Genomic DNA, 22,027 nt, shown 5'->3' with positions numbered 1-22,027 from the left:
GGCGCACACGCATCGGACATACTTCGAGCGGACCCATATCCCTCTCGTGCACCACGAGTTCAGGTCAGCGAGTCACTCGTGGCGGCGCATTGCGCCGGAGCTCGCGCTGTATGGAAGGGATATGGCATGCGACTCGCACGTTCGGCGCGACGCCTCGGTGAGGTGCCGCTGCCGGGGGAGCAGGAGGCTCGGCACCGCCGAGCTGAGTGCTTCAGGTCCTGGCTCTCGCGGTTGAGGTCTACCAAGACCTACGGCCGCGTGAAGCGCTGGATCTGGCAGGCCTCGTTGGCGACGGTTCCCGCCGTCGTCCCCGTGGTCCTGGCCTGGCTTCTACGCGGCCGCTAGTCCGCTGGGGTCCCTCAACGCTTCGCAGGGCTACGAGGGGCCCCTCCACTGTTGTGCGGGCCGCTCACCAACAAGTGCCGACCCCACCGTAATGCATCTCAAGATGCATTGGTGGTACCACCTTAGCGTCCCGTCCAAATCACGACTCGTGAATCGTGTGAATCTGACGCGGCGAACTTTCAATTGGGTTGTGACACTTTTCAAAGTGGTGACACCAAAGAATCTAACGCGCCGTACCCACATGCCAGACGTTGACGTTGACCTGCGGTTTCCACGTCCGCTCGTACGGCGGCGGCGTCTACTCGAGGATGCCGAGGTGCTGGTCGGGGTGGCAGTGGGTGCAGGCGGGCAGCCCTGAGGTGAGCAGCCGGCGGGCTTCGTCCCGGTCGACGGGGCGCCGGCGTTTGCCTGCGGCGTAGCAGTCGCCGGCATGGAGCTGGGTCGGGGGTCGGCCGGTGCCGATGCCGAGTTCGACGATCCAGTCTGGGGCGGGCGGGCGCCGCTGCCGGCCGCGTTCCTGCTCGGCTTCCCGCTGCCGGACGGCGGCGATCTTGTTATCGATCCGCTGTAGCCACATGGCGTGCCACACACGGATTCTGTGGAATCAGCTCTGTCAAGCTTGCCGCGGATGGTGGGCCAACGTTCAGTGAGTGGTCCAACGGGCATTCTGCGTGGCTCAGTTTCTCCCCTCGTCCAAGGGCGACAGGTTGGTCGGCGGGGTGGAGGGGGGCGGTTCCGGCCCTCATGCGCCGGTCGTCAGCTGCACGACCGGTCCTGGGCGCCAGGTCGGCGGGATGAGCGCGGGTACATGCGTCCCGCGCACTTCCGAAAACTGGGTGTTAGCTTCCAGGAGCCGCGTGCGTGCGGCCCGCGGGTCGCTCTCCTTGTGGGCCGCCATGTGAGCGGCGACCAGGCCCGCCGCCACTGGGGCGGCGAAGGAGGTGCCGCTCCAGTGTGCGTAACCGTCGAACGTCACGCTGTCCTGCTTGGCCCAGCCGCCAGTGCTCAGCTCGCCGGTGTGGCGCGGGGACTGGCAGGTGCACTGATAGGTGAAGTGGTACCGGCAGGCTTCGTAGGTGGAGTGCTGGTAGACGTACGGGACAAATGCGTCGAAGCCGGTGAGGGTGCTGGTGAGCCGCTCGCCGGGGGCGTACGCGTTCACCCAGGAGCCGTGGTTGCTGAAGCAGGCGCCGTATTCTCCGTCGGCGCGCAGCGCGCCGACGGACAGGACGACGTTCGCGTAGTCGGGCAGGGAGGCGTAGGCGGCGGGCCAGAACGGTGTGGCGCTGGAGTTGTCGCCGGCACCGGCGACCAACAGGGTGCGCTGCTGGCGCAGTTCCTGCATGAAGGCGGCGACGCCGAGCAGGCCGTCGGTGCGGCCGTTGGTCGTGCCGGCGGAGAGGCTGAGGATGTCAGGCCAACCGTTCTGGTCGACGGCGGCGAAGAGCGCCTCGCCGAAGTCGGACTCCAGGATGGCGCCGGCGTAGTTGAGGGTGTTGCGCACCGTGATGTTCGTGTTGGGTGCGACGGACGCCAGGATGCCCGCGATGAACGTGCCGTGGCCGACGTACTGGAGGAGGTTGCCCTGGTCGTCGGTCTCGGTGCCGTGGGGGTCGCCCTGGACGTGGGCGAGCAGCGGGACGAGTGAGTGGTCGTGGGTGAGTCCGTTGTCGATGACGAGGATCTTCACGGCGGTGTCGGCGTCGTAACCGGTCTCGGCCGGGGCCGGGTTGGTGCCCCGGATGAGCGGGGCGGGCACGGGTTCGTCGCAGGAGCCGGAGGGGGCGATGGACACCACGTGGTTGCGGCTGGCCATCCGCTGTCCGACGCGGTCCTCCTGCTGGCGCATGGCCCGCAGGGCGTTCGTGACGGCCCGGTCGCCGCGCCGGTCGCCGTGGGCGGGGTCGCCGACCTGGATGCGGGTGATGCCCGAGCGGTTGGTCTCCGGACTCACCCGGCGCACGTGATCGCCGGTCAGGCCTGTGGCCTCGGTGAAGTGGGTGCGTACGGTGTCCTCCACGCGCTGCGCGTCCTCACCGTCGCGGGCGAGCACCACGCCCTTCTCGTAGATGAACTCCGAGGAGTCGTCGGGCCCGAGGGCCAGGGACACGTCGGGCATCAATCGCTGGATCTGATCGAACCGCTCATGGAACCGATGAGGTGCTCCGCTGCCGTTGGTAGCCCTTATAGCGACAGGCGGAGGAGGCTTCGGGTCACGCAGCTGCGGAGGTGCAATTGTGTCGCTGTTCGCTGAGGGGACATACGGCGGCGGAGGAGGGTCTGAGACGTGTAACCGCGTGGTGATCTGATATGCCTCCTGGAGAGCGACGCGGGCCGATGTGGCTTGGGGATGCCGGGCTCCCAGTAGGGCCGACGACCGTTGGGCTGCTATCTCCAACACATCTGTGGCACGCTCCATGACGTCCAAGTCGCGCATCATCTCCGCTACCCCGTGGTGGGCGCATGCCATCATGACGAGAGCTTCTAGCGCCCGGGGATGGTCTTCGCCCCAGCGATCGATCTGCTGGTCGCATACTTCAGCAAGCTGGTCGGCCAGCATCTGGGCGTACGGTTGATCCTGAAAACCGGCCATCCGCTCGGCGCGGAACAGGACAGCCGTCGTATGCATCCGTACGTCTAGCCAAACCTCACCACTGTCGGCTGTGGGAATGAGGTTCTCGGCCTGACGGGCGTACTGCACAGCAGTCGGCCACTTTCCGAGACGAGCTTCTAAAACGCTGCGCTGGGCGAGGGTGGTTGCTTTCTCCAAATGAGTTCGAGCGGCTTCCTGGGCTGTCCGGAGAGCCTCGCGTGCCCCACGGCTGTTCCCGCTCTCGGCGAGAATGGTGGCTAGCCGGTTGTGCACCATACACACATGTTCCGCAGGAACCAGCGCATTCCTCACCCAGTCACTGATCACCTGGAGCGTGTGCGAATAGCTTACCTCCGCTGCGCCTCCCAGTTCCCGGAGTATGGCGAGGAAATAGGACATGTACCCAGCGGCAGCGGGGCTGTTGATTAATTGCGCATCTTCAGCGAGACGAAGTACTTCGCCGTGCAACGCGGCCTGGGCTTGATGATCACCTCTCAATGCCCGTTCGGCGACATCGATTCTGCTCTGCCACCGAGGCGTGGAGGCTTCAGACATCGGAGTCCCCTCCAGCTGCTTGATCTCCGAGGCGTTGCACCGTCAGACGCCGCTGCTTCTTAGCGTCCACCAAGGTGATGAGGCCGGATTCCTCCGCCTGCCACAGCGACTTGAGCTGGCCGTCGACCACGTCCCCGGGCGTCCGCGGGGGTGCAGTCTCATCGTTGCCTGAGGCGGTGTAGGTCCCGCTGCCTGCCTGATCTTGAGGACGGTGTATATGGTGCAGCTTGTTGCGCAGCCAGCCGGTGTTGAGTTGCGGGAACACGTGCATTGCATAATCTATGGATGCAGCGACTAGAGCGTTGCTCGGCTTGTTCGGGTCCGCGCGACTGTATTGCTGATCCATGAGGATTCCCACGACCGGAAGCTCTCGCCGCAGGTAGGCCTTCGGCTGAACGAGGACACCTGGATCAGTGCTTACGGGACTTCCGGAGTAACCCGAGAAGACATCATAATTCTGGTCCACTATCAGATAGATTCCCTGGAAATAGATGTTATCTCTTCCGTGATAGTCGTCCGTGTGTGTTATTGACCCGCTCAGTGGCTTGTTCTCTTTAGGTGGAGAGTACGTGCCGCTCCACCTTGCTCTTGGACGCGGCCTGTCTGTGGTAGCGGTCAGTGACCGACCCTGGGAGTATGCGTCTTCGACTGCTATTAGGGCGAGATCGGCATCGCTGCGTGAGTCGCACAGCCTCCCGGAAATGGTCTGCCCGTTCGGCAGCTCGACGTCCAGAAGGGCATCCTCCGACGATACATTCTTGAGGCAATGCATGGCTGTGAGTACGTACCCTCGCCCCAGGCGGAATCCTGCGCCTTTGTGTTCACCCTTTTCGCTGATCCGCACCCAGTAGTGTCGTTGGGTCATGGCGCGTTCCCGGTCCGCTGCACTGTGAGTGTCACTTCGAAGGATGCTTCTGCCGATGCCTTCGAAAGGATCACTCCGGCCTCGGCTGCCAGCGTCAGCCCGAAGACCACCTCCATGCTGGTGACAGACCAGCCGTGCCGCTCCGGCACTTGGGCTAGGGAATCCTGCGCGATTGTTGAAGCTTGGACGATCGCCTCACGCAACTCGACCGAGCGGCCAGCCAACGGTGCGGAGTCGCGTGTCCTGACCCCAATTTGCCTGGCTCCGTGTCCGTCCAGCTCCACGGTTTCAACCCGCACCAGCAGTGCAGCTTTTACCGGATCATCCCCCATTGTGCCCCCTGTGTAGCCAGGTTTGGCCGCTCAGCGTAGACCCGCGTGCCCTTGCATCGATATATCTTTGACGAAAAGAAGGAATAGCGGGGGTGCTAACCACTCACCAGCTGGAACAGGGAATACCTCAAACCTCTTTGAGTGGCTTGAGGTGTTTTTCATATCAGGCTGGGAGTGGTTGCTACACGTCGGTTCTCGTGTTGCCCTGTCGGAAGCCCTCACCATTGTCTGCCTCGAAGGCCCTGCCCGGGTGACAGCGGCGGCCGAGGCCGTCCTTCGTATGCTGCCACCGTCGCCCACGGCCGATGACCACGCCGGGGCCCACGACACTTTCGTCACCGAGGCCCGCACGGCCCTGGCTCCGGAGCCGTGACCGAGGGCCACAACAACAGGGGATGACCTCACAGCCTGAGCGGCCAGATCCGGCCCACGGGCACCGGGCCCTTGTTTTCCCGGGGGCCGGGCGGACCCGCCCCGACAGGTACCACCATGCCGAGTGCCGGTCGGTCGCTCCGCGCCCGACCGGACCGAGCGCTGCGCGTTCTCACGCGCTGCGGGAGGAGGTAGCCGGTCCCAGTGCGCTCCGCGCCCTGCTTCCTCGCTTCGCGCTGCTGTCTCCCTTGCCCTCGGCGCTCCGCTCCTCGCGGCCCGGCCTGGAACCGGTTTGCTGCGGTGGCCCGCGCGTTACGCCTGTCGATGCCCAGAGTCGGTCCAGGGGACCCGCTGGTCGGGGTCGTAGACGGGACGCCACACGGGTGCGGAGGGGGGCCGTGGTGGAGCAGGTTGGCCAACGGCGCCACGAGGACGGGGACGTCGTACGGGAAGCGGGACGGCGCCAGCAGCCTGGCCCCCGCGTGCAGGGCGCCGATCCGGTTGTCGACACCGGCGGGGCCGGTGCCGTCCAGGACGAACAGGATGCGGGGGAAGAGCGGGTAGCGCCGCCGCCACTCCTCCACCGCCGGTTCCTGGAGGGTCGGCCGGCGCCCCGGGACCGCGGGCACGTAGTGGTAGAGACGTTCGTACGCGGACAGCTTGGCGGCGAGGCGTTCGGGGCCCATGGTGGCCCGGTCGACCTCCACGAATGCCCGCAGCATCGCCCCGCCCTCGCCGTCGACGGGGCCGCACCGGTAGTACAGGAGGGCGTCGGGGATGACGGCCTCGCCGCCCCCGATCGGGTGGTGGACCTCGGGGATCCAGTCCAGCGGCCGGCACAGCTCGCCGCGGCGGCGGGCGTCCTCGAGGAAGACGAGCGCGGTCTCGGTCACGGTCAGCGTGTGGCCGGCCTTCAGCCGCACGGCGGTCGGGTGGGACACGGCCTTGGAGGGACGGTGCCCGCGCATCTCGGGCCACTCGGAGGCGAGTTGCACGCCGTACGCGGTGGGGAACCACACCCGCGTCCGTCCGGCCTGGGGCAGGGTGATGCGGTCGATGAGCCCCTCGGTGCGCAGTCTGGCCAGCCGCCGCCGGGTCTGCTCGATACGCACCTTGGGGGCGATCACCCGGTGCATCTGGTCAGTGGTGGCCATCCGGTACTGCGCCAGCACGCCCAGCGCCAGCCGGTCCCCGCTGCCCACGTCCACGCCGATCATCACGGATCTGCCCGCTTCCCGCCCGGTGCGGCACCGTCCTGCCCGGCGCCGCGCGTACCAGACAGGCCAGCAGCCGGCCCCGACCAGAGCCCCGACCACGAAGGCCCGACCACGGTCACGAAGCGACAACACCTCCGTGGACCAGGCCCACATCCCCGCTGATAACCCGGCCGACAACCGTCCGCACTCTCTACCGCGCCTGTTCGTGAATCCGCAGGTCACCACCCTGATCTGGCCATGGTCGGGAGGCCGACATCCCCTCTACGCCCCCGAGTCCACGCCCCACAGCAGGAAGAAAAGAGAAGTGGGTGGGTGGGACAGGCCCCGGGCGGCGGGCGAGGGGATCGGGCGCCGCGGGTGTTGCTCGCGCGCGACGGCGGGCCGCGCGCGATGCCGGACAGACAAACTGCCCGGCCGGGCCGTGTTGTCCTGGGCGATGTGACCTGCCTCAATTTCTTTTGTTTCTGGGGGAGTTCACGCTGAAGGTGCCCGTGGGCTCTTAGCTCATGACGGGCCTGCTGTGGGTCCGTTCCGACGGGGAGGGAGGCCTGCGTGGACTCGGTAACGGTTGTTGTCACCATCGTGTCGATCGGCACTGCGAAGGCGTGCGGACTGCTGGCGTTGTGGCTGCGCCTGCGGTGGCGGGCGCAGCAGGAACTGGCGCGGCAGCGGTGCCTGACGGGTGTGCTTGGGGCTGCTGCAGCCGGTGGGCGGCTGGAGTTCGAGACCACAGGCCCCGACGGGCACCGGCTTCGGATGCGGCTTCTGCCCGCACCGGCCGCTGAGGGGCGGGGCGGCATATGAGTGAGGATGAAGTGACGGGTGGCGGGGATTTACCGGCCGGGTCGCCGTCCGCTCGGTGGGGAGCTCTTTATCAACAGGGCCGCAGGCAGTGGACAGTCGACCAGGAATTCTCAGCCTTCTACCGCAGCACGGTGCGCATGCTGGTGGCGTTCCTGGTGAACCACGGTGCCAACGTGGCTGACGCCGCCGACATCGCTCAGGCCACGATGGCCAAGGCCTACCAGCGGTGGGATGAGATTCAACACCCACGGCCGTGGGTCTATACGGTCGCGTCCCGTGCTCTGGTCCGGAAGGTCTCCGACGTACGAGAGGACCTAGTCGAAGAGGTCCCCGAGCCGACCTCTTTGTTACCCCGGCCGGATGAAGTGGGCGAGTGGGAGTGTCGGCAGGAGGCTCTGCGGGTGCTGGAGGGGCTTCCGACCCGGCAGCGGCAGGTTCTGGCCTGGACGTTCAGCGGTTTCACCCCGTCCGAGATTGCCGAGCAGCTCCACATATCCCCGGAAGCGGTGCGGGCGAGCCTGAAGAAGGCCCGCCGGACAGCCGCAGAGCAATTCCGCAGGCAGGAGGAGGGACAGTGACCGGTCACGACGCCGTGTACGGCAACGATGGTGTTCTGGACTCCTGGCTCGACGGGCAGCAGAGTCTCCTTCTCGGCGAGCTCGGGGACGTCCTGGATGTCGAGGCCGGCCTGCGCGAGGTTCTACTTCAGTCCAGCCACGACACCATGGTGAATCGCCTGGATGCAGTGCTTGATGTCGAAGCCGGACTCGCCGCGGTCCTGCCGGGAGCAGGTCCCACCGAGCAGTGGCCTGAGCCAGCCGTTTCCCTGCCGCAGGCGCCCACGATGGAGCAACTCCTGGCGAGGGTGAGCCCGCGGGTCCGAATCGCCCTGCGGGTGCACCCGGACGTGGTGGCGGGGTGCGAGGCCCTTGAAGCACTTGAGATGGCGACCCCCTGCTGGCGGGCCATCCAGCCGTACGCACGCCTGATCGATGACGCGTTGTCCGGGCGAGAGGCCGACTACGAGGCCGCACGGCACTTCTCAGGCGAGCTCGATCGCGGCGCAGAACGGCTCCGCCATGTGCTGGAGGAGGTGAGGGGTTTTCTACGCCACGGTTTTGTGGAGTCGCTGGACGAAGTTCTTCTGGAGGTCCGGCACATCTCTCGGAAGCTTGTTGATGCAAGCGTCCTAGCCGGTGAACTCGCCTCGCGGCGTGGGGCCGACGGCGGCTCCGGGATCCGGCGGGCTCAGGCGCGTCGGGCCGCCCGTGAAGCTGCAGGGCATCTCAGCGAAGCCGTACACCGCGCACGCCGTCTTGCGGACGGCTTGGGTGACCTCGTACAGCGCGGCGACTGGGCCGTACGGCACCTCTCCGCCGAAGGCCCCGAACGCATGCGTAAGGTCCTCGCCCGGCGGTCCGGACTTCAAAACTTCCCGACACTTGAGTTCGCGGAGGTGAGGGCGTTCCTGGACGACTTCACCGCAGCCGACCTCCGCACCGCTGTCCTGGCCGACATCGACCTGGCCGGCGTGCGCTGGTCGACGGCCACGACCCGCTGGCCGGAAGCCATGGACGTTGAAGATCTCAAGGCCCGTTCAGAGGAAACCCCTCCGGGAAGTGGGATCTTCACCGTTCGCTCCGGGACAGCCACGATCCGCGAATCCGTCGATGCATAGGCTGATCAGAGATCAGCCCAACGGAGCTGGTCAGAAGGGGAGTTCATGGTGAACAGGCATGCCGTCGCGTACGTACGCGGCCTCGACATCGCCGACGAGGCCGCACGGCGGGTCTTCCTGCTGCTGGCGGAGCGCACCCACGCCCCGGGCGACCGGTACCGTCGTCCCGAGGACGTTCCCGAGGTCATGGGCTTGGAGCTCCAGGACGCCGACATCCCGGTCCTCGCGGAGCGGGCCGGCCTCGATGCGGAGGAGTTCCGCCGACAGCTGCGCGGGCTGAAGCAGCAGGTACGCATGGACGTGCTCGAACACACCGATGGCATCTGGGAGATCGTGTACGGGCCGTCGTACACCCGCCCGCCGAAGCCGCGGCCCGCGGAGCCCGATCTGACCCGGGGCGGCCCGCATCCGTTCTGGGCTCCCGGCTGGGAGAAGCACAGCACCTGGGGCTACGAGAGCGACCCGAGCGGGCAGATCCACCTGTACGCGCAGTTGATCCATAATCAGGACGACCCGGATGCCGAGCCGCGTATCTGGATCACTCCGCCCCGGTACATCGTGCAGAACGTCGATGAGCTGGCGGATGTCATCGCCGCGGCTATCGCGCCGTACGAGCCGGTCGCACCCCCGGCGGTGGTGGTCAAGCGGTGGCTGACCGTTCGGCCCATGTCCTGGGGATGACGGCCTCGTGGCACTCCCCCTCACCGAGATCAACGCACGAGCGGTGCCGCCGTCCTGGAGGTGACCGCGCCGGTCGGGACGGTGGCATCCCCGCCGGCGTTGAACCGTGGCGTCCTACGAGACCCAACCGGCCACCGAGTCCCACCGTGCTGGACGGCGCATCTCGTAACGCCCCTCGGCTGGCGTTCGGGTGACCCATCATCGTGAAATGGGAGAGCAGATGGATGTGGCGAGTCTTCGAGCGCTGATCGACGAGACAGTCGTCTCTCGCTACCAGGTCTTCGGGCACAAGGACATTCCTGGCCTGTGCGCAAGCCTCAGCATGCCTGCGCCTCCGTCCAAGGTGGACCCTCACACCCATCGCGAGGTGTCCAAGCACGAGCGCCTGGCTGCCAGCTTGGAGGCATGCCGTGACGAAGAACTGCCGGTGATTGCGCGCGCGGTTCTGGCCAGCCAGCCCGTCAACGCAGTTCAGCGCAATGCCCTGCAGGACGCGCTGTGGCAGGGCAGCGACTGCGTAGAGGTTCCCGGCAGGACCAGACGGGAGCTCGCGGCCTCATTGCCACTCGAGGACTACGTCCGTCACGCGGATCGATTTCTCACGATGCTCAACTCTCTGTGGGTCTTGGACAACGATCCGATGGCTGCCTGGAATGGAGGTGTCAGGACCCTTCGCGCACAGATCACCCAGTATGTGATCAACAACGAGGACTGGGACGCCGTGTTCCTCTTCGAGCAGCTGGGCTGCTTCGACGCACCGCATCCGCGCTTCGCCCGCTTCCTGGAGGCGCTGGCAGCACCCTCAACACTCCCTGACGAGTCCGCGCAACGGCAGTTTGTCGAGATGGCCAACGTGCACCTGCAGCGTGTCGGCGCTCAACTGCAAGAGGCCGGTGAAGAGGACGGCTATCCGCTCTTCGAACTGATCAGGACCGGTGAGCCGCCACGGCGCCGGCCGCGGCAGGTCATCTTCGCCACCCTCGCCAAACCCGACATCAGGATCAGCAGCGTGCTGGACGGCGATCTGGAGGTCATCGAGCAAGCCGAGCGAGCCGACCAGGTTCTCGTCTACGACCGCGTCATCGGAAATGACGGTCTCCGCTGGCGAGACCTCCTGAACTGGTGGCAGGAAAAGCGCGGCATCACGGACACCGAACAGGCGCGATCGGCGCTGTTTGAACGCATGCGGGCCAGCTTGCCCAACGAATCAACCGGCCAGAAGGAATCGAGGGGTCAGGACAACCTGTACTGGCTGTACTACAACATCCACCATCACGAGCCCGACGATCTGCCGGCCCTACTGCCCGAGGTATGGCTGCACTGGGACCACCAGACGATCAAGCAGCGCCGTGAACGCGCACAACAGCACATCCGGATGGACTTCCTGCTGCTCATGCCCGGCCGTAGACGCATAGTCCTTGAGGTCGACGGAAGCCAGCACTACACAGACAACCAGGGCACGGTGCCCAATACCGGCAAATACGCTGCCACTATGGCCGCAGATCGTGAACTGAAGCTCCTTGGCTACCAGGTCTACCGCTTCGGCCACGACGAACTGAAAGACATAGAGCACGCCCGTCCCCTGCTCGAGGATTTCTTCAGCAGGCTGCTGAAGGCGGTGTGACCGACTGCTCTTCGAAGCCACACGGCGCTTGACGAGCCGGGACCATCGCCTGGTGCTGGTGGTGGCGAGCCGAAGCTACGCACACTCATCCCCGCTGCCTCGCACAGCCGCAATGCCCGCCCGACGAGCCGGATCCGGCGGACACCCCTGAACAGGAACAGAGAGACGGCGAGAACCGGGTACCCCAGGGGGCTGGCTGCCTCGATGGCATGATTTGGGTGAACAGGGCGGCATTGATAGGGGCGTGGGAGCGGGGGAATGTGTGAGCAAGGATGAGACCGCCCGCCAAGGCGGGGGATCTGCTCACGCGGGTGCGCCGCCATACGAGGCGCGGGGTGTGCGCAAGGACTACGCCTGCCAGACGCTGCCCTTCCACCGCCATCAGGACGGCATGGCCGACGTCTTCTACGCGACCCACAAAGGAACCAGCACGCCCGTTGTTCTCAAACAGTTGCACGGCAAGAACCCGGCCCTTTCCAAGAAGGCCCGGATGGCGCGTGAGATCCAGGTCGGCCGTTTCCTGAACGGCCACCCGCATGCGATGCCGGTCTGGGACGCCGGCCCAGACAGCACCTGGTTCGTCATGCCCGTGGCAAAGGAGACCGCTGCGGAATGCCGAGATCGTCTCAAAGAGCCGGCTGCCCTGCGGGCTCTGGTGAGTGACCTGTGCTCTGTGCTGTCCGCTGCTCATGGCGCTCACGAGCAAGGAGGCTCCCAAGGGTGGGTGCATCGGGACATCAAGCCGTCCAACGTGCTTAGGCTCGACGGGCGATGGGTCCTGGCCGACTGGGGCATCACACGCCGTCCCGCAGGCCTGACCACCCATCCGCAGCGCACCAAGGTCGGAATGAACATGGGCTCCCTGGGCTTCGCCGCCCCCGAGTTGACTGGCGACCCCCATAGCGCTGGCCCGCCGGCTGACATCTACAGCCTGGGGCAGCTGATCGGCTGGGCGGTCACCGGCAAGGACCCGCTGGAGAACATCGCCCAGGTTCCGGACTCGGGCCCGTGGCGCGCGGTCGTCCGGGAAGCGACACGGCGGGACCCCGAGCGACGGCCGCCAACAGTGCAGGCGTTTCTCGATCTTGTCGCCCGGGAAATCGAGACATCGCCTGTACCGCCGCTGGTCCACGGCGAGACGCTCCGCGACTCACTGGAGGGCACGGGCGAAGCGGTACCAGATGCGCCGGAGCAACTGGTGGCCCTGGCTGCTGCTCATCCCGATGACGCCGCCTTGTACTGCGACGTACTTGTCCGGGTCTCTCCGGAGGTGCTCCTGCCGGCGCTGATGGCCGATCCTTCGCAGGCAGTGGAAATTGTCCGTGCAATGCCCGAACTGCTGGGCACACACCGGCCACCGGAGCGCGGAGAGGTCGATGCCGTCATCTTTTGGCTCTTCGCCGTCGCCCGCCACGCAGCCGATGCCGCCGAGCTGCACCTGCTCGAAGAATGCTGCAATGGCGCATTCACCTGGGACGCCCTATGGGACCAATGGCGTCCCCAAGACGAGATCAGGCCCTGGCTGCGTACCCTGAGAGGGGACGCCGCCGCGTCGGTCGCTGGAGCGCTGCGCGATCACCCCGATTGCGCGCGCCACTTTTCCTCCCTGGCCAACGACGTCCACGTCGACCACCGGATCCGCTCCGCCGTCTCGGGCAAGGCCACCCCCCGTACTCCATCGCCCGCAACCGCCAGCCCCGACCAGAGGCCAGCACACGGCGCCGGCTCCCAAGGAGTTGGAGTGGCACGCTCGCCCGCCCCCCGGCAAACCGCCTCCAACGTTCGGTACTGCCAGACCCTGGAACGCTGGGGACGGTTCCAGGGCTGGTGGGGGCATCAGGACTACGACAGCGAGTACATCGCCACGGTCGCTCGGCAGATCAATGACGTGGCTGACCGACTGGCAGGCCTGACCCCTCAGGCACGCGCCCTTTTGACCCAGGTCCTCGAACACGGGGATAGCAGTAGCCGGCACATGGGGCTTCCGGGCACTGAGATCCGACTCGCCCTGGGCGAACTGCGCCGCCGAGCACAGATCGGCGGCCACAAAATCACGGAACTGTTCGCCGAACTGGAAGGCAAAGGGTTCGGGCACATTGATCCCGATCCAGATTTCGGAGAGGCTCCGCCGGAAGTCGTGGTTTTCGACTCATCGGACCGCCAGGCCGGAACCACGATCCTGAGGGAATTGTGCGACTTCGCCGCCGGAGCTGACGTGCCGCTGGATGCGATCGTCAATGGCAGGTTCGACCTGCTGGACTGACCCACGTCGTGCTCGGCACCAGCCTGGTCGATTCCTACTTCTTCTCCAGCAACTTGGCCGTGATCACGCGGTCCGCGTCGACGAACGGGTTGGCGGTGACATCGAGGCCGAAGAGCGGGTAGATGCGGCTCAGCGCCTCGTACGCGTCGCGTTCCGGGTCACCCAGGGCCTGCCAGCTGTAGTTCCAGCTGTCGCTTGTGGCGGGCTGCGGAGCGCCCCGGAGAGGAAAGGACGGGTCGTCGCCGGGAGCCAACGTTCGGGCCGGTGGGCGGGTGAAGTCCGAGGCGACGATCCGGTGCGTCCACGTGCTGTCGACCAGGGGAAGGACGTGCTGGTCGACCAGGCGGAAGTATTCCAGTGTGATCTCGGTCAGTACGAACACGCTGATCCTGCGGGGCTCGATGACGGATGAGGCCTCCATGGCCCAGCCCAGCATGTCCGCGTTCGCGGCCGCGGCCCCGGTGACCGCTCCGTCCGACTCGATCAGCAGACCACGGCGGGAACCATCGGCCAGCAGGAGACCGCCCTCATGCGGTTCCGGACGGTTGCGTTCCGAAGCCCAGTTGAAGGCGTAGGCGTCGCGGAGCGTGTCCTGGTTGTTCAGGATGTCTCGGAGGCCGCCGTCGGCGTACAGGCCGGTGACGAGTCCGCGCGGATGGTCGGGGACGGTCTGGAAGAAGAGCACCGGCGTCTCCTCCATGCCCACGGCGGTACGCAGGGCCTCCCGGCTCCTCACGCGGTCCGCGACGGGCGTGGGCGCGACGGCGGGCCCGCGCCGCGTACGCAGGCCGTCGTTCAGGAGCCGGTAGGCCTCATCCGGCGGGAGGTAGGCCGTGTTGTCGCCGTTGCGGATCGGGATCGTCCAGCTGTTCTTGATGAACTGGCCGTTGTCGGTGATGCCCCGGGCGACCATGGCCCACCGGTCGGCGTCGGGCAGCGCCGGTACCTCGATCACGAAGTAGTGCCCGGACACGTCCGGGTCGTCTGCGGGGTGGTCGTACCAGTAGAACTGCACTTTGAGCAGCGGGCGCACGTACTCCGCGAGGACGCTTTTATAGCTGTCGTCGTCGACCAGCTCCTTGCCGAAGGGCGTCACCTTCTCCGCGACCTCGTAGAGCTCGTTCTGCTTCTTCTTCGCCTTGAAGCCGCACACGAGCAGACCGCCGCTGGCGTTCGCGAACGCGGCGACATCCTTCGAGAGTTCGAACTTGCCCTTGTCGGTGCTCAGGTCGTACGGCCCCTTGGGCGAGTAGCTCTTGAAGTCGACCCACTGGCTCTCTGGCGTGCCCAGGATCTCGTACGGCTGCTGCGCGGTGAGATAGGAGACGAGCTGAACCATGCTGTCGGCGGCCATGCGGCCGGAGCCTACGCGCACGCGCGCATCGCCTGCTCCGAGTGACACGGCAGTCGACCGGCGACAGCTCTTCCACTATCGAAGACGTGGGGCATCATCGGCGGATGGCATCGACGCAAGCCCCGCCGACATACCTGGACCGCCTTTCCGGGGACCTGGATCTGATCGAAGCGGACTTTCTGGCGATCCTCGCGGATTCGCAGATTCGGAACGTTGACCCGAACCGCCGGTCCGACGGCATCGTTTACATCGGCGCTGCGAAGTGGGGCTGGGTGCCCAGCACCCCCGTACTTGAGTCGAGAAGGATGGAACTGCTGGGGCGTGTCCGGGACTGGGAACCGTTGTTCCGGTTGCTGTTCCCGCACCCGACCCCGGAGGTGACCAAGCGACTGGACGGGGCCCTCGCCCTGCTGCGGCGCTGGCTTGAGCGCCCCCGGGATAAGACCGTGCCAGCCACCGTCGACGAGGCCGTCGACAAGGTCAAGAAGGCAGTGGCCACGCTCCGGAAACTGGGCGAGCTCCTGCCCGCCGACGACTGGCCGGTACGGGTCACCGTCGATACGAACATGCTGCTCGATGACCCGGACGTGGCGATCTACACGTCCGTGCTCGGCAGGCGGTACATGGTTCATCTGCTGCCGGTGGTGCTGCGAGAGCTGGACGACAAGAAGCTCGGCGGCCGCACTCCGGAGCTCCGGGAGGCCGCGAAGAAGGCGGACCGTCGTCTGAAGGGGCTGCGGACCAACGGCAACGTGTTGCGCGGCGTAAGGGTGGCTGGCGACGTGCACGCCGTCTTCGAGCACATCGAGCCCAAGGGCGACGGGCTGCCGAACTGGCTCGACCTGGATGTGCCCGACGACCGTTTCGTGGCCTCCACGCTGCTGCTCCAGTCCCGACATCCCGGCTCCGCGATCTACGCGGCCACCAGGGACATCAACCTTCAGACGAAGCTCGCCGCGGTCGGGCTGCCGTTCATCGAGGCCTCCTGAGCGAGCCCGCCCTTCACCGGCTATCCGGGAGTACCGGCGAACCTGATGGTCCCGGTCTTGGACCGGGACCATCAGGCCGGGTGGACGACGGGATCAGCGCCGGGTCAGCGCTGCTGAATCCACCAGATGATCCACCCGGTCCCGCTCGCGCCCACGGCGCCGGCGGAGCCGCGGACGATGCCGTGGCCCGCCGTACGGGCGAGAGAGCGAAGGCGACGGCGGCGGCCACCGTCCAGCAGCTGCCGCAGCCGGTCCCGGGTCCGGGACCAGATGTGGCGCAGCTTGCCCTTGCGCGGGTGGTGCCGGGTCGACGCCGGCCGGTCGGTGCCCTTAAGCTCGGTGAACATGCTGATGGTGCCTCCTAGAGGAGTGGCTGTCGGTTTCTTCACTGGGCGGCTCCCTGCTCCAACAGGGGGCCGTCGCCCGTTTGCGGGGCGGCGGCCTGCGCCGCGCCCGACCCGTGTGCCGGGTCGGGAGTCGTGGGGGCCGGGACGTGGCGTCCCGGCGGTGCTCATCGCGGGGCCATCGCCCCCGAGAGCACGGGGACACGGGAGGCGATCCGCAGCGCGGTGCTGGCGACCCCCGACGGGGTCCAGGCGGCGAAGGCCGCCTCCCGGTCCTTCTTGTTGATGTTCAGGCCGAACGGCGCGGCGAGCGCCCAGCGCACGCCCGTGCTCTGGCCGAAGATGGACGAGCCGTCCAGGTACTGCTCGGTGAGGAACTCGTACAGCAGTCCCTTCGCCTTCAGCTCCGTGATGCCGCGCCCGACGGTCGCCGGGGAAATCCCGTACCAGGACGCGAACTGCTTCTCCTTGTGCAGGACGAAGGACCGGCTGCGCTGGCTCATGAAGATGAACAGCATCGCCTTCGCCGGCATCGTCAGCGACTTGTAGTAGTCCTGCTCCCAGTACGCGAACGGCACCTTGAAATAGATGTCCTTGCGGGAGCCTTCCTCGTTGCCCGACGGCAGCGTGTACGGATCCCCGGAGCCGTCCTCAAGCAGTTTGGTGATGCGGGTCATCCGTCCGTCCGGCGCCGTGGTGATCAGCTTCAGCTTCTTCAGCTTGGCCAGATGCCGGGAGACCGCGGCGCTGGCCGTGCCGTCGGTGGCGAACGAGATCCCTGCGGCGCGGCCCCATGTCTCGGACCGGCGGGTCACACCCCAGTTGTCGCGGGAGGCGACGCAGTGGACCAAGAGGAAGAGCTCCAGCCGCTCGGGGCTGCGCAGCAAGTGGCGGAGCGGGCCGGGCTGCGTGACCAGACGGGGGCCGGGGGCGGCGTCCTGGACGAAGGCACGCCGGATGGGGACGGCACGGCCGGAGCGCTTGGACTCGTTCAGCAGCATCCGTATCGTGTCGTCCTGGCTCACGGCCTTGTCCCGCTTGAGCACGGTCAGTTCGGTCTTCACAGGCTCAACTATGCGCCCCGGCGTGTGCGGTTCGGGTGTCGGTTTCGGGAGTGCCCGGTCGGCTGGGCACCGGCTCAGCTCGGCTAGTCGGAAACCCTGTGAACACTGATGACACCCCTAGGAAACCCATGTGTACCAAAAGCCGCAGGCAGACCCGTATCTGGTGCCCAAAACTCTTGCGCATTCAGATTGCGATCTATGGCAGCTCAGATACCGTTGCTTGACAATTTCAACCCTCATGACTCCCTGCTTGGGAGGAGATGGCCCACGAGTGGATCTCGAACCCTGTCCGGCGGTCCTGGACGTCGTCCCCCCACCCCTGTTGCCGACAGCACGAGACCCCGGGCGCCGTCGCCCCGGGGTCTCTCTGCGTTCTGACGAAACGCATCCACGATCCGTCTCCGGCTCCGTACGACGGGGACGGTCAGGTGCCGTGCTCATGGATGTCGGGGTGTTCGGCGGCGGAGAGATCGCCGGTGACATCAGCTTCTCGATCGTGCTGGCGAACCCGGCGGTACCGGTCGCGGTGGTGGCGCCCCTCACACCCAATCGACTCCCAACGCCACGAGCGCGTCACGCTGGTCGGGAGCAAGCTTGTCCCGCCTCGCCTTGGTGTTCGAGACCCAGACCCCCAGCTTTACGACCACCGGCTCCGCCTCGCCGTCGACCGTGATCTCCTCGCCGTGGCCGCGAGGTACAGGCCGGTCCGCGCCCTCCCGTTCCACCCACTGCGCGAGGGCCTGTACGCCCCGCTGGAACGCCTGCTGCGCCTTGCCCAGGCCCTTCGTCGCGCGCGCGGCCGCCGGAGCCGGAGAAGGCGCCTCAGCGGGCTGCACGCCCAGCCCGGACAGCCGGTCTTGCTGCTCGGTGGACAGCTGTGCCCAGGTGCCCGGCTGCTTCTGCCGCTGGAGCCACCGTCCGATGTCGTCGCCCTCGAACAGGACGCCGGGCTGGATCTCGGGCAGGACGCCGTCGGCGTCGACCAGGTCGGCGAGCACGCGGTAGTGGCGCTGCCAGTCCAGCGGCCACGGGCAGTTCCAGTCCGGGTCGATCGCCGCCAGCTGCTTCGCGCGCTCTGCTGCCCGCTCAGCGTCCTTCCCGAGACCTCCCTTGCGCCGGAGATTGGCGGCATGCTGCCCGACCGGCACCATTGCGTCGCCCTCACCCCAGACAGCGTCCTGACGCGGGGCGAGGTGCCCGGTGGCCCGGTGGTACGACCGCAGCGCGGCGAGCTTGGTCTCCCACGCCTCTTCGCCCGGCTCCCACACCATCCCGGCCTCTTCGGCGTCCAGCAGCTCCTTGCGCCGCTCCTCCATCTCCCCGGCCCGCAGCGCCTTCCGCTGCTGGTGCACCCACCGCCCGAGGGGGAAGTCCTTCGTCACGCCGACCTCGGTCTCCGTGTCGTAGGGCACGGCGTATAGGCCGGTGATGTGGTGCTTCTTCCGCCAGCGGAGCAGGGCCTGGTAGCCCTCCAGCCACACCAGCGAGTCCGGCCGGTAGACGCGGGTACGCAGGAACGCGGCGATCGTGGAGGCGTCGCGTGGGCTGGAGAAGTGGAGCAGTGCCGATTCTGCGGCGGCCTGGGTGGCGTCGTGCTCCTGGTCCTCGCCGTCGCCCTCGCCGTCGGCGCCGACGATCCGGCCCTCCTCATCCCGCTTCACGTGGACCTTGCGCGCGTGCTTGCCCCGGGTGAGGGCGCGGGAGGCGAGCTGCTCAACGAGTCGTTCATCATGGCTGCGGAGACCTTGGAGGACCGCTACAAGAGGGCGAAAACTGGTGGAGGCGACCATGTCGGTGGGGTCCTCGCCCGGCTCCAGGAAGATGGGCACGATGATCCTGGCGACCTTGATGGAGCCGTCGATGTTCAGCCTCAGCGCCCGGCCGATGTTCTGCACGATCTCCACCTGCGAGCCGCGGGTGTCGGCGAAGCAGATCGCTTCCACCCCGCGCTCGCCGGTGATGTCGACGCCTTCCCCGAGGACCCGTACGGAGGCGAGGAAGGCCCGGTGTACGCGCCGGTTGTTGGCGTCGATGCCGTTGGCGAACTGCCGCAGCGCCTCGCGGCGTTCGGCTACGAGGTGGTCGCCGCACAGCCATGCCGACCACACGCGGTCCGGCGGGACGTGGCGGCCGGCCTCCAGGCCGTAGAACTCAGCGTCGATCGCCGACGCGGGGAGCTCCTTCTCCGCCTTGACCATGGTCGCGTCATCGGTCTCGGTGACGTACAGCTCGGCAGCGGTCTTCGGCAGCGCCTCCGCGAACGCCGCGGCCTCATCCACCTTCTGGTGGAAGGTCATGACGGTGCGCAGGTTGTACGCCGCCGCGTGCTCCAGCAGGGCGGTCTGCAGCAGGGCCAGGCGCCGGCCCCGCAGCGCCTCCTCCGACAGCCCGAGCACGGGGGAGGGGTCGCAGATCTCCAGCACGTCGATCTCGAACGGGGCGAGGATCTCCCGCTCGATCGCCTCCGAGAGCCCGAGTTCAGCCCCGGGCAGCCAGGCGCCGTACGTCCCGTCCGGGTCGTCGGCCATGCTCGCGATCTCCAGCTCCTGGCCGTCCGCGCCTTTTTGCGGCCGGGGTGAGGCGAGGATGCGCGGGGTCGCGGTCAGGTACAGCCGGAAGTCGGCGGGGATGCGGGCGTTGTCGTGGATCGCCGCCCAGGGCCTGCCAAGGTCCCCTGCGGTGCCGTGGGCTTCGTCCACGATGGCGAGATCGAAGCCGTCCATCTGCTGTCCGTACAGGCGCTCTCCGCCCGCCAGAGCGGCCTCCAGCGGCCCGCGCACCTTCCGCTGGCCCATCGGGTCCTCAGGGTCCTCGCGGTCCACGAGAGAGGCGTACGTGGCGAACACGATGACCGGCCCGTGCCCGGCCCACAGGGCGAGCTGGATCGGGTTGGTGGTGGTGCGCACCCCCAGCTCGTTCAGCACCGGGTCGTTCTCCAGCGAGCACACCGCGACCATGGAGGAGCGGTGACCCACCGCCCGCCACGCCTGGGCGGTCTGCACGAGCAGATCCAGGGTCGGCACGGTCACGAGGATCCGATCCTCGGGGAAGCACTCCAGGGCGCTCGCGGCCGCCATGATCGTTTTTCCGGACCCAGTCGCTGACACGATCGTGCCACGGGCACCCTGAGGGGGCACAGATGATCTTGCAGGGAATCCGACCCACTTACGGAAACTCGACTTCTGGTCGATCTGGTGTTTCTTGAGTGGAATCCTGCTCATCACCTGTCCTCCTCTCCCGTGTCGTACAGCCAGCTGTCCTGAAGCCTTTCCAGTGCGGTTTCCTCCTGGCCGTGCTTCGCCCAGATCCCTTCGAGCCAGAGCGGGGTCGTCTCGATCCTCTCGCACAGCACGAAGGACCCGGGCAGGTCGATCAGAGCGAGCTCGCCCGCGAACATGCCGCCGGGCCCGTAGCGCTGCCACAGCCGCTCCAGCCGCGCCCGGTGCTCGTGCAGGTACGCGTCCAGCGTCTGCGGGTAGGTCTCCGGCTCCGCCAGGTGCACGGTCCGCAGGGCGATGTCCACGAGCTCCCGGGACGACTCCTGGTCCCACTGCTCGGAGCTGGTGCCGGTCACGGCCGCATAGTGCTGCTCACACACGGCGAGGACGCGCTCGACAAGCTCCGCCGGCGCCGCGCTCTCCTCCCCGGCCTCCGCGCCACGAACGGAAGGTCGGCCGACCCCCGTGTGTCGATCGGCCAGGGCGCGCCGATCGCCGGTGCGGGCGCTTGCCTCCACCAGGTCCAGGCCGTGGGCGGCGAGGTGAGTCAGGAGCAGGCGGGACAAGACCTGCCCGTCCCTGGCGTGCAGATGAGCGTTGTCGTCGGCACCGCTGCCAGAGGAGACGATGGCGCGAGTGAAGACCGTGTCGAAGAAGAACTCGGACAGGACGCCGACCAGCTCCGGGCGGGCAGATGCCGGATCGTCATCCAGGGCGGCAACAGCGGCGTCCATGACCGCAGTGAGGAACCGCCCGCGAGCGCCCTGCAGTTGACGCGCCTCGCTCTGCGGGCTGTCCTCGACGGCCTCCACAACGCGGTACAGGCCCCCCGGCTTCTCCGTCGCCCGGCGCACCTTCGCCACGGCCTCCTCAACGGACCGCGCGTAGGCGTAGTTCGTCACCACCGAGGCCCCGGGGTGCGCAGGGTCGGTCCGCTGAGCCACGATCCGATAGCGGATCAGCCCGGAGCCAGACTCCACCGCCCCACCGCCCGCACCTTCCTGACGGTCCCGCAGCGCCTGATGCCAGCGGTCCGCCTGCGCGTCGTTCTCAGCGGAGTAGGCGTCCCAGCTCGTGCCGCCCATCAAGGTCCAGATGCGCCGCAGCTCGTTCAGCCGAACAGCAGCCAGCCGCTCCTCTGCGCCAAGAGGCCTTGGCTGGCCTTCGCGGCTTTCCAGGCCAGCAGCCACCAGCCGCTCGTGGACCTGATCCGCCGTCAATCCGCTAACCTCACGCTGGATTTCCTCCCGCACCTTGAGGCGCATTTCGACGCTCAACAAATTCAAGTCTTCCCCTCCTTCCGATCTCCACCCAAGTGGTTGGGAGGGGATCCCACGTTTCCGCCAACATTACATGCTGCATCAACCTGAGGCAGCCGCTACACTGGAATCCACACGAACGATCGACCCTCACCTCGCGCAGCCAGCCCGGCCCGCGCCAGCGGGCCTAGCAGTCCGCAAGGCGCAGCCTGAAGGACTGTCAGGGCGGGGGAGCGCAGCGGACTCGCCCAGGAGTGCGAAGCACTCCCCAACTTCCGTACTAGAAACCAAACTAGCCGCACCTGACAATCCCTCAGGCGCATGGCGCGCACCGCGCGCCATGCCGGTCGCGCAGCGACCGGCCCCACCCGATCCCGAAGCGCAGCGCAGGGATCCGCCCGTGCGCAGCACGGGCCAGCGGGAGCGCAGCGACCGCCTTCCCTTGCACATCGCGCAGCGATGTGGTACCC

Annotated in this window: 19 protein-coding genes; 9 read left to right on the top strand and 10 right to left on the bottom strand. The window is 67.2% G+C overall.

The window, feature by feature from the left end; genetic code table 11:
• Positions 1-126: 126 nt before the first annotated feature.
• Complete coding sequence (locus IG08_RS0147850) at positions 127-345, top strand: hypothetical protein (RefSeq protein ID WP_030619337.1); 219 nt, start codon at positions 127-129, stop codon at positions 343-345.
• A 298-nt stretch (positions 346-643) separates the two neighbouring features.
• Here IG08_RS0147850 and IG08_RS0147845 read toward each other — a convergent pair whose 3' ends face one another.
• Together IG08_RS0147845 and IG08_RS0147840 are read right to left on the bottom strand one after the other, a co-directional pair.
• The gene (locus IG08_RS0147845; protein ID WP_234343170.1) at positions 644-934 is read right to left on the bottom strand and encodes a DUF6233 domain-containing protein; all 291 of its coding nucleotides are present in this window, start codon (positions 932-934) and stop codon (positions 644-646) included.
• 153 nt (positions 935-1,087) lie between these two features.
• Positions 1,088-2,464 carry a S8/S53 family peptidase gene (locus tag IG08_RS0147840; RefSeq protein ID WP_052425222.1) on the bottom strand — a complete coding sequence of 459 codons (1,377 nt, stop codon included), beginning with the start codon at positions 2,462-2,464 and terminating at the stop codon, positions 1,088-1,090.
• A gap of 378 nt (positions 2,465-2,842) precedes the next feature.
• Here IG08_RS0147840 and IG08_RS60430 point away from each other — a divergent pair, with 378 nt between their 5' ends.
• Positions 2,843-2,986 carry a hypothetical protein gene (locus IG08_RS60430; protein ID WP_158812376.1) on the top strand — a complete coding sequence of 48 codons (144 nt, stop codon included), beginning with the start codon at positions 2,843-2,845 and terminating at the stop codon, positions 2,984-2,986.
• Positions 2,987-3,485: 499 nt separating this feature from the next.
• Here IG08_RS60430 and IG08_RS59635 read toward each other — a convergent pair whose 3' ends face one another.
• The 3 genes from IG08_RS59635 to IG08_RS55175 form a co-directional block, all read right to left on the bottom strand.
• On the bottom strand, positions 3,486-4,358 hold the full coding sequence (locus IG08_RS59635; protein ID WP_106981157.1) for a trypsin-like peptidase domain-containing protein: 873 nt from the start codon (positions 4,356-4,358) through the stop codon (positions 3,486-3,488).
• A complete protein-coding gene (locus IG08_RS58220) occupies positions 4,355-4,690 on the bottom strand; it encodes a CU044_2847 family protein (RefSeq protein ID WP_078656034.1) in 336 nt (111 codons plus the stop codon). The genes IG08_RS59635 and IG08_RS58220 overlap by 4 nt, the downstream gene beginning before the upstream one ends.
• Before the next feature lie 401 nt (positions 4,691-5,091).
• Positions 5,092-6,279 (bottom strand): replication-relaxation family protein, encoded by a 1,188-nt coding sequence (locus IG08_RS55175; protein WP_234343169.1) that lies wholly within the window; start codon positions 6,277-6,279, stop codon positions 5,092-5,094.
• A 552-nt stretch (positions 6,280-6,831) separates the two neighbouring features.
• Here IG08_RS55175 and IG08_RS0147815 point away from each other — a divergent pair.
• The 6 genes from IG08_RS0147815 (at position 6,832) to IG08_RS56230 (ending at position 13,329) form a co-directional block, all read left to right on the top strand.
• Positions 6,832-7,083 carry a hypothetical protein gene (locus tag IG08_RS0147815; RefSeq protein ID WP_030619330.1) on the top strand — a complete coding sequence of 84 codons (252 nt, stop codon included), beginning with the start codon at positions 6,832-6,834 and terminating at the stop codon, positions 7,081-7,083.
• Entirely contained in the window at positions 7,080-7,661 is a 582-nt protein-coding gene (locus IG08_RS0147810) for an RNA polymerase sigma factor (RefSeq protein ID WP_078656033.1), read from the top strand. The genes IG08_RS0147815 and IG08_RS0147810 overlap by 4 nt, the downstream gene beginning before the upstream one ends.
• Positions 7,658-8,761, top strand: a complete 1,104-nt coding sequence (locus IG08_RS0147805) for a hypothetical protein (RefSeq protein WP_030619324.1) — start codon at positions 7,658-7,660, stop codon at positions 8,759-8,761. The genes IG08_RS0147810 and IG08_RS0147805 overlap by 4 nt, the downstream gene beginning before the upstream one ends.
• Before the next feature lie 45 nt (positions 8,762-8,806).
• Entirely contained in the window at positions 8,807-9,442 is a 636-nt protein-coding gene (locus IG08_RS56235) for a hypothetical protein (protein WP_052425220.1), read from the top strand.
• 208 nt (positions 9,443-9,650) lie between these two features.
• Positions 9,651-11,066, top strand: a complete 1,416-nt coding sequence (locus IG08_RS0147795; RefSeq protein ID WP_052425219.1) for an AbiJ-related protein — start codon at positions 9,651-9,653, stop codon at positions 11,064-11,066.
• Positions 11,067-11,403: 337 nt separating this feature from the next.
• Positions 11,404-13,329, top strand: a complete 1,926-nt coding sequence (locus IG08_RS56230) for a serine/threonine-protein kinase (protein ID WP_052425218.1) — start codon at positions 11,404-11,406, stop codon at positions 13,327-13,329.
• Between the two features lie 34 nt (positions 13,330-13,363).
• Here IG08_RS56230 and IG08_RS0147785 read toward each other — a convergent pair whose 3' ends face one another.
• Positions 13,364-14,683, bottom strand: a complete 1,320-nt coding sequence (locus IG08_RS0147785) for an AlbA family DNA-binding domain-containing protein (protein ID WP_030619312.1) — start codon at positions 14,681-14,683, stop codon at positions 13,364-13,366.
• A gap of 104 nt (positions 14,684-14,787) precedes the next feature.
• Here IG08_RS0147785 and IG08_RS0147780 point away from each other — a divergent pair, with 104 nt between their 5' ends.
• Positions 14,788-15,672 (top strand): PIN domain-containing protein, encoded by an 885-nt coding sequence (locus IG08_RS0147780; protein ID WP_030619310.1) that lies wholly within the window; start codon positions 14,788-14,790, stop codon positions 15,670-15,672.
• 104 nt (positions 15,673-15,776) lie between these two features.
• Here IG08_RS0147780 and IG08_RS0147775 read toward each other — a convergent pair whose 3' ends face one another.
• From IG08_RS0147775 to IG08_RS55165, 4 genes are all read right to left on the bottom strand, one after another.
• Positions 15,777-16,019 carry a hypothetical protein gene (locus tag IG08_RS0147775; protein WP_030619308.1) on the bottom strand — a complete coding sequence of 81 codons (243 nt, stop codon included), beginning with the start codon at positions 16,017-16,019 and terminating at the stop codon, positions 15,777-15,779.
• A gap of 164 nt (positions 16,020-16,183) precedes the next feature.
• Complete coding sequence (locus tag IG08_RS56225; protein WP_052425217.1) at positions 16,184-17,080, bottom strand: hypothetical protein; 897 nt, start codon at positions 17,078-17,080, stop codon at positions 16,184-16,186.
• 539 nt (positions 17,081-17,619) lie between these two features.
• Positions 17,620-20,301, bottom strand: coding sequence for a DEAD/DEAH box helicase (locus tag IG08_RS0147765; protein ID WP_030619304.1), 2,682 nt, complete (start codon positions 20,299-20,301; stop codon positions 17,620-17,622).
• The gene (locus tag IG08_RS55165) at positions 20,301-21,563 is read right to left on the bottom strand and encodes a hypothetical protein (protein WP_234343168.1); all 1,263 of its coding nucleotides are present in this window, start codon (positions 21,561-21,563) and stop codon (positions 20,301-20,303) included. The genes IG08_RS0147765 and IG08_RS55165 overlap by 1 nt, the downstream gene beginning before the upstream one ends.
• Positions 21,564-22,027 lie beyond the last annotated feature (464 nt).

The sequence above is a fragment of the Streptomyces fulvoviolaceus genome (genome assembly GCF_000718165.1).
Taxonomy (GTDB): Bacteria; Actinomycetota; Actinomycetes; order Streptomycetales; family Streptomycetaceae; genus Streptomyces; species Streptomyces fulvoviolaceus.
The sequence above is the reverse complement of the archived record's forward strand: the minus strand, read 5'-3'. Positions and strand labels throughout refer to the sequence as shown.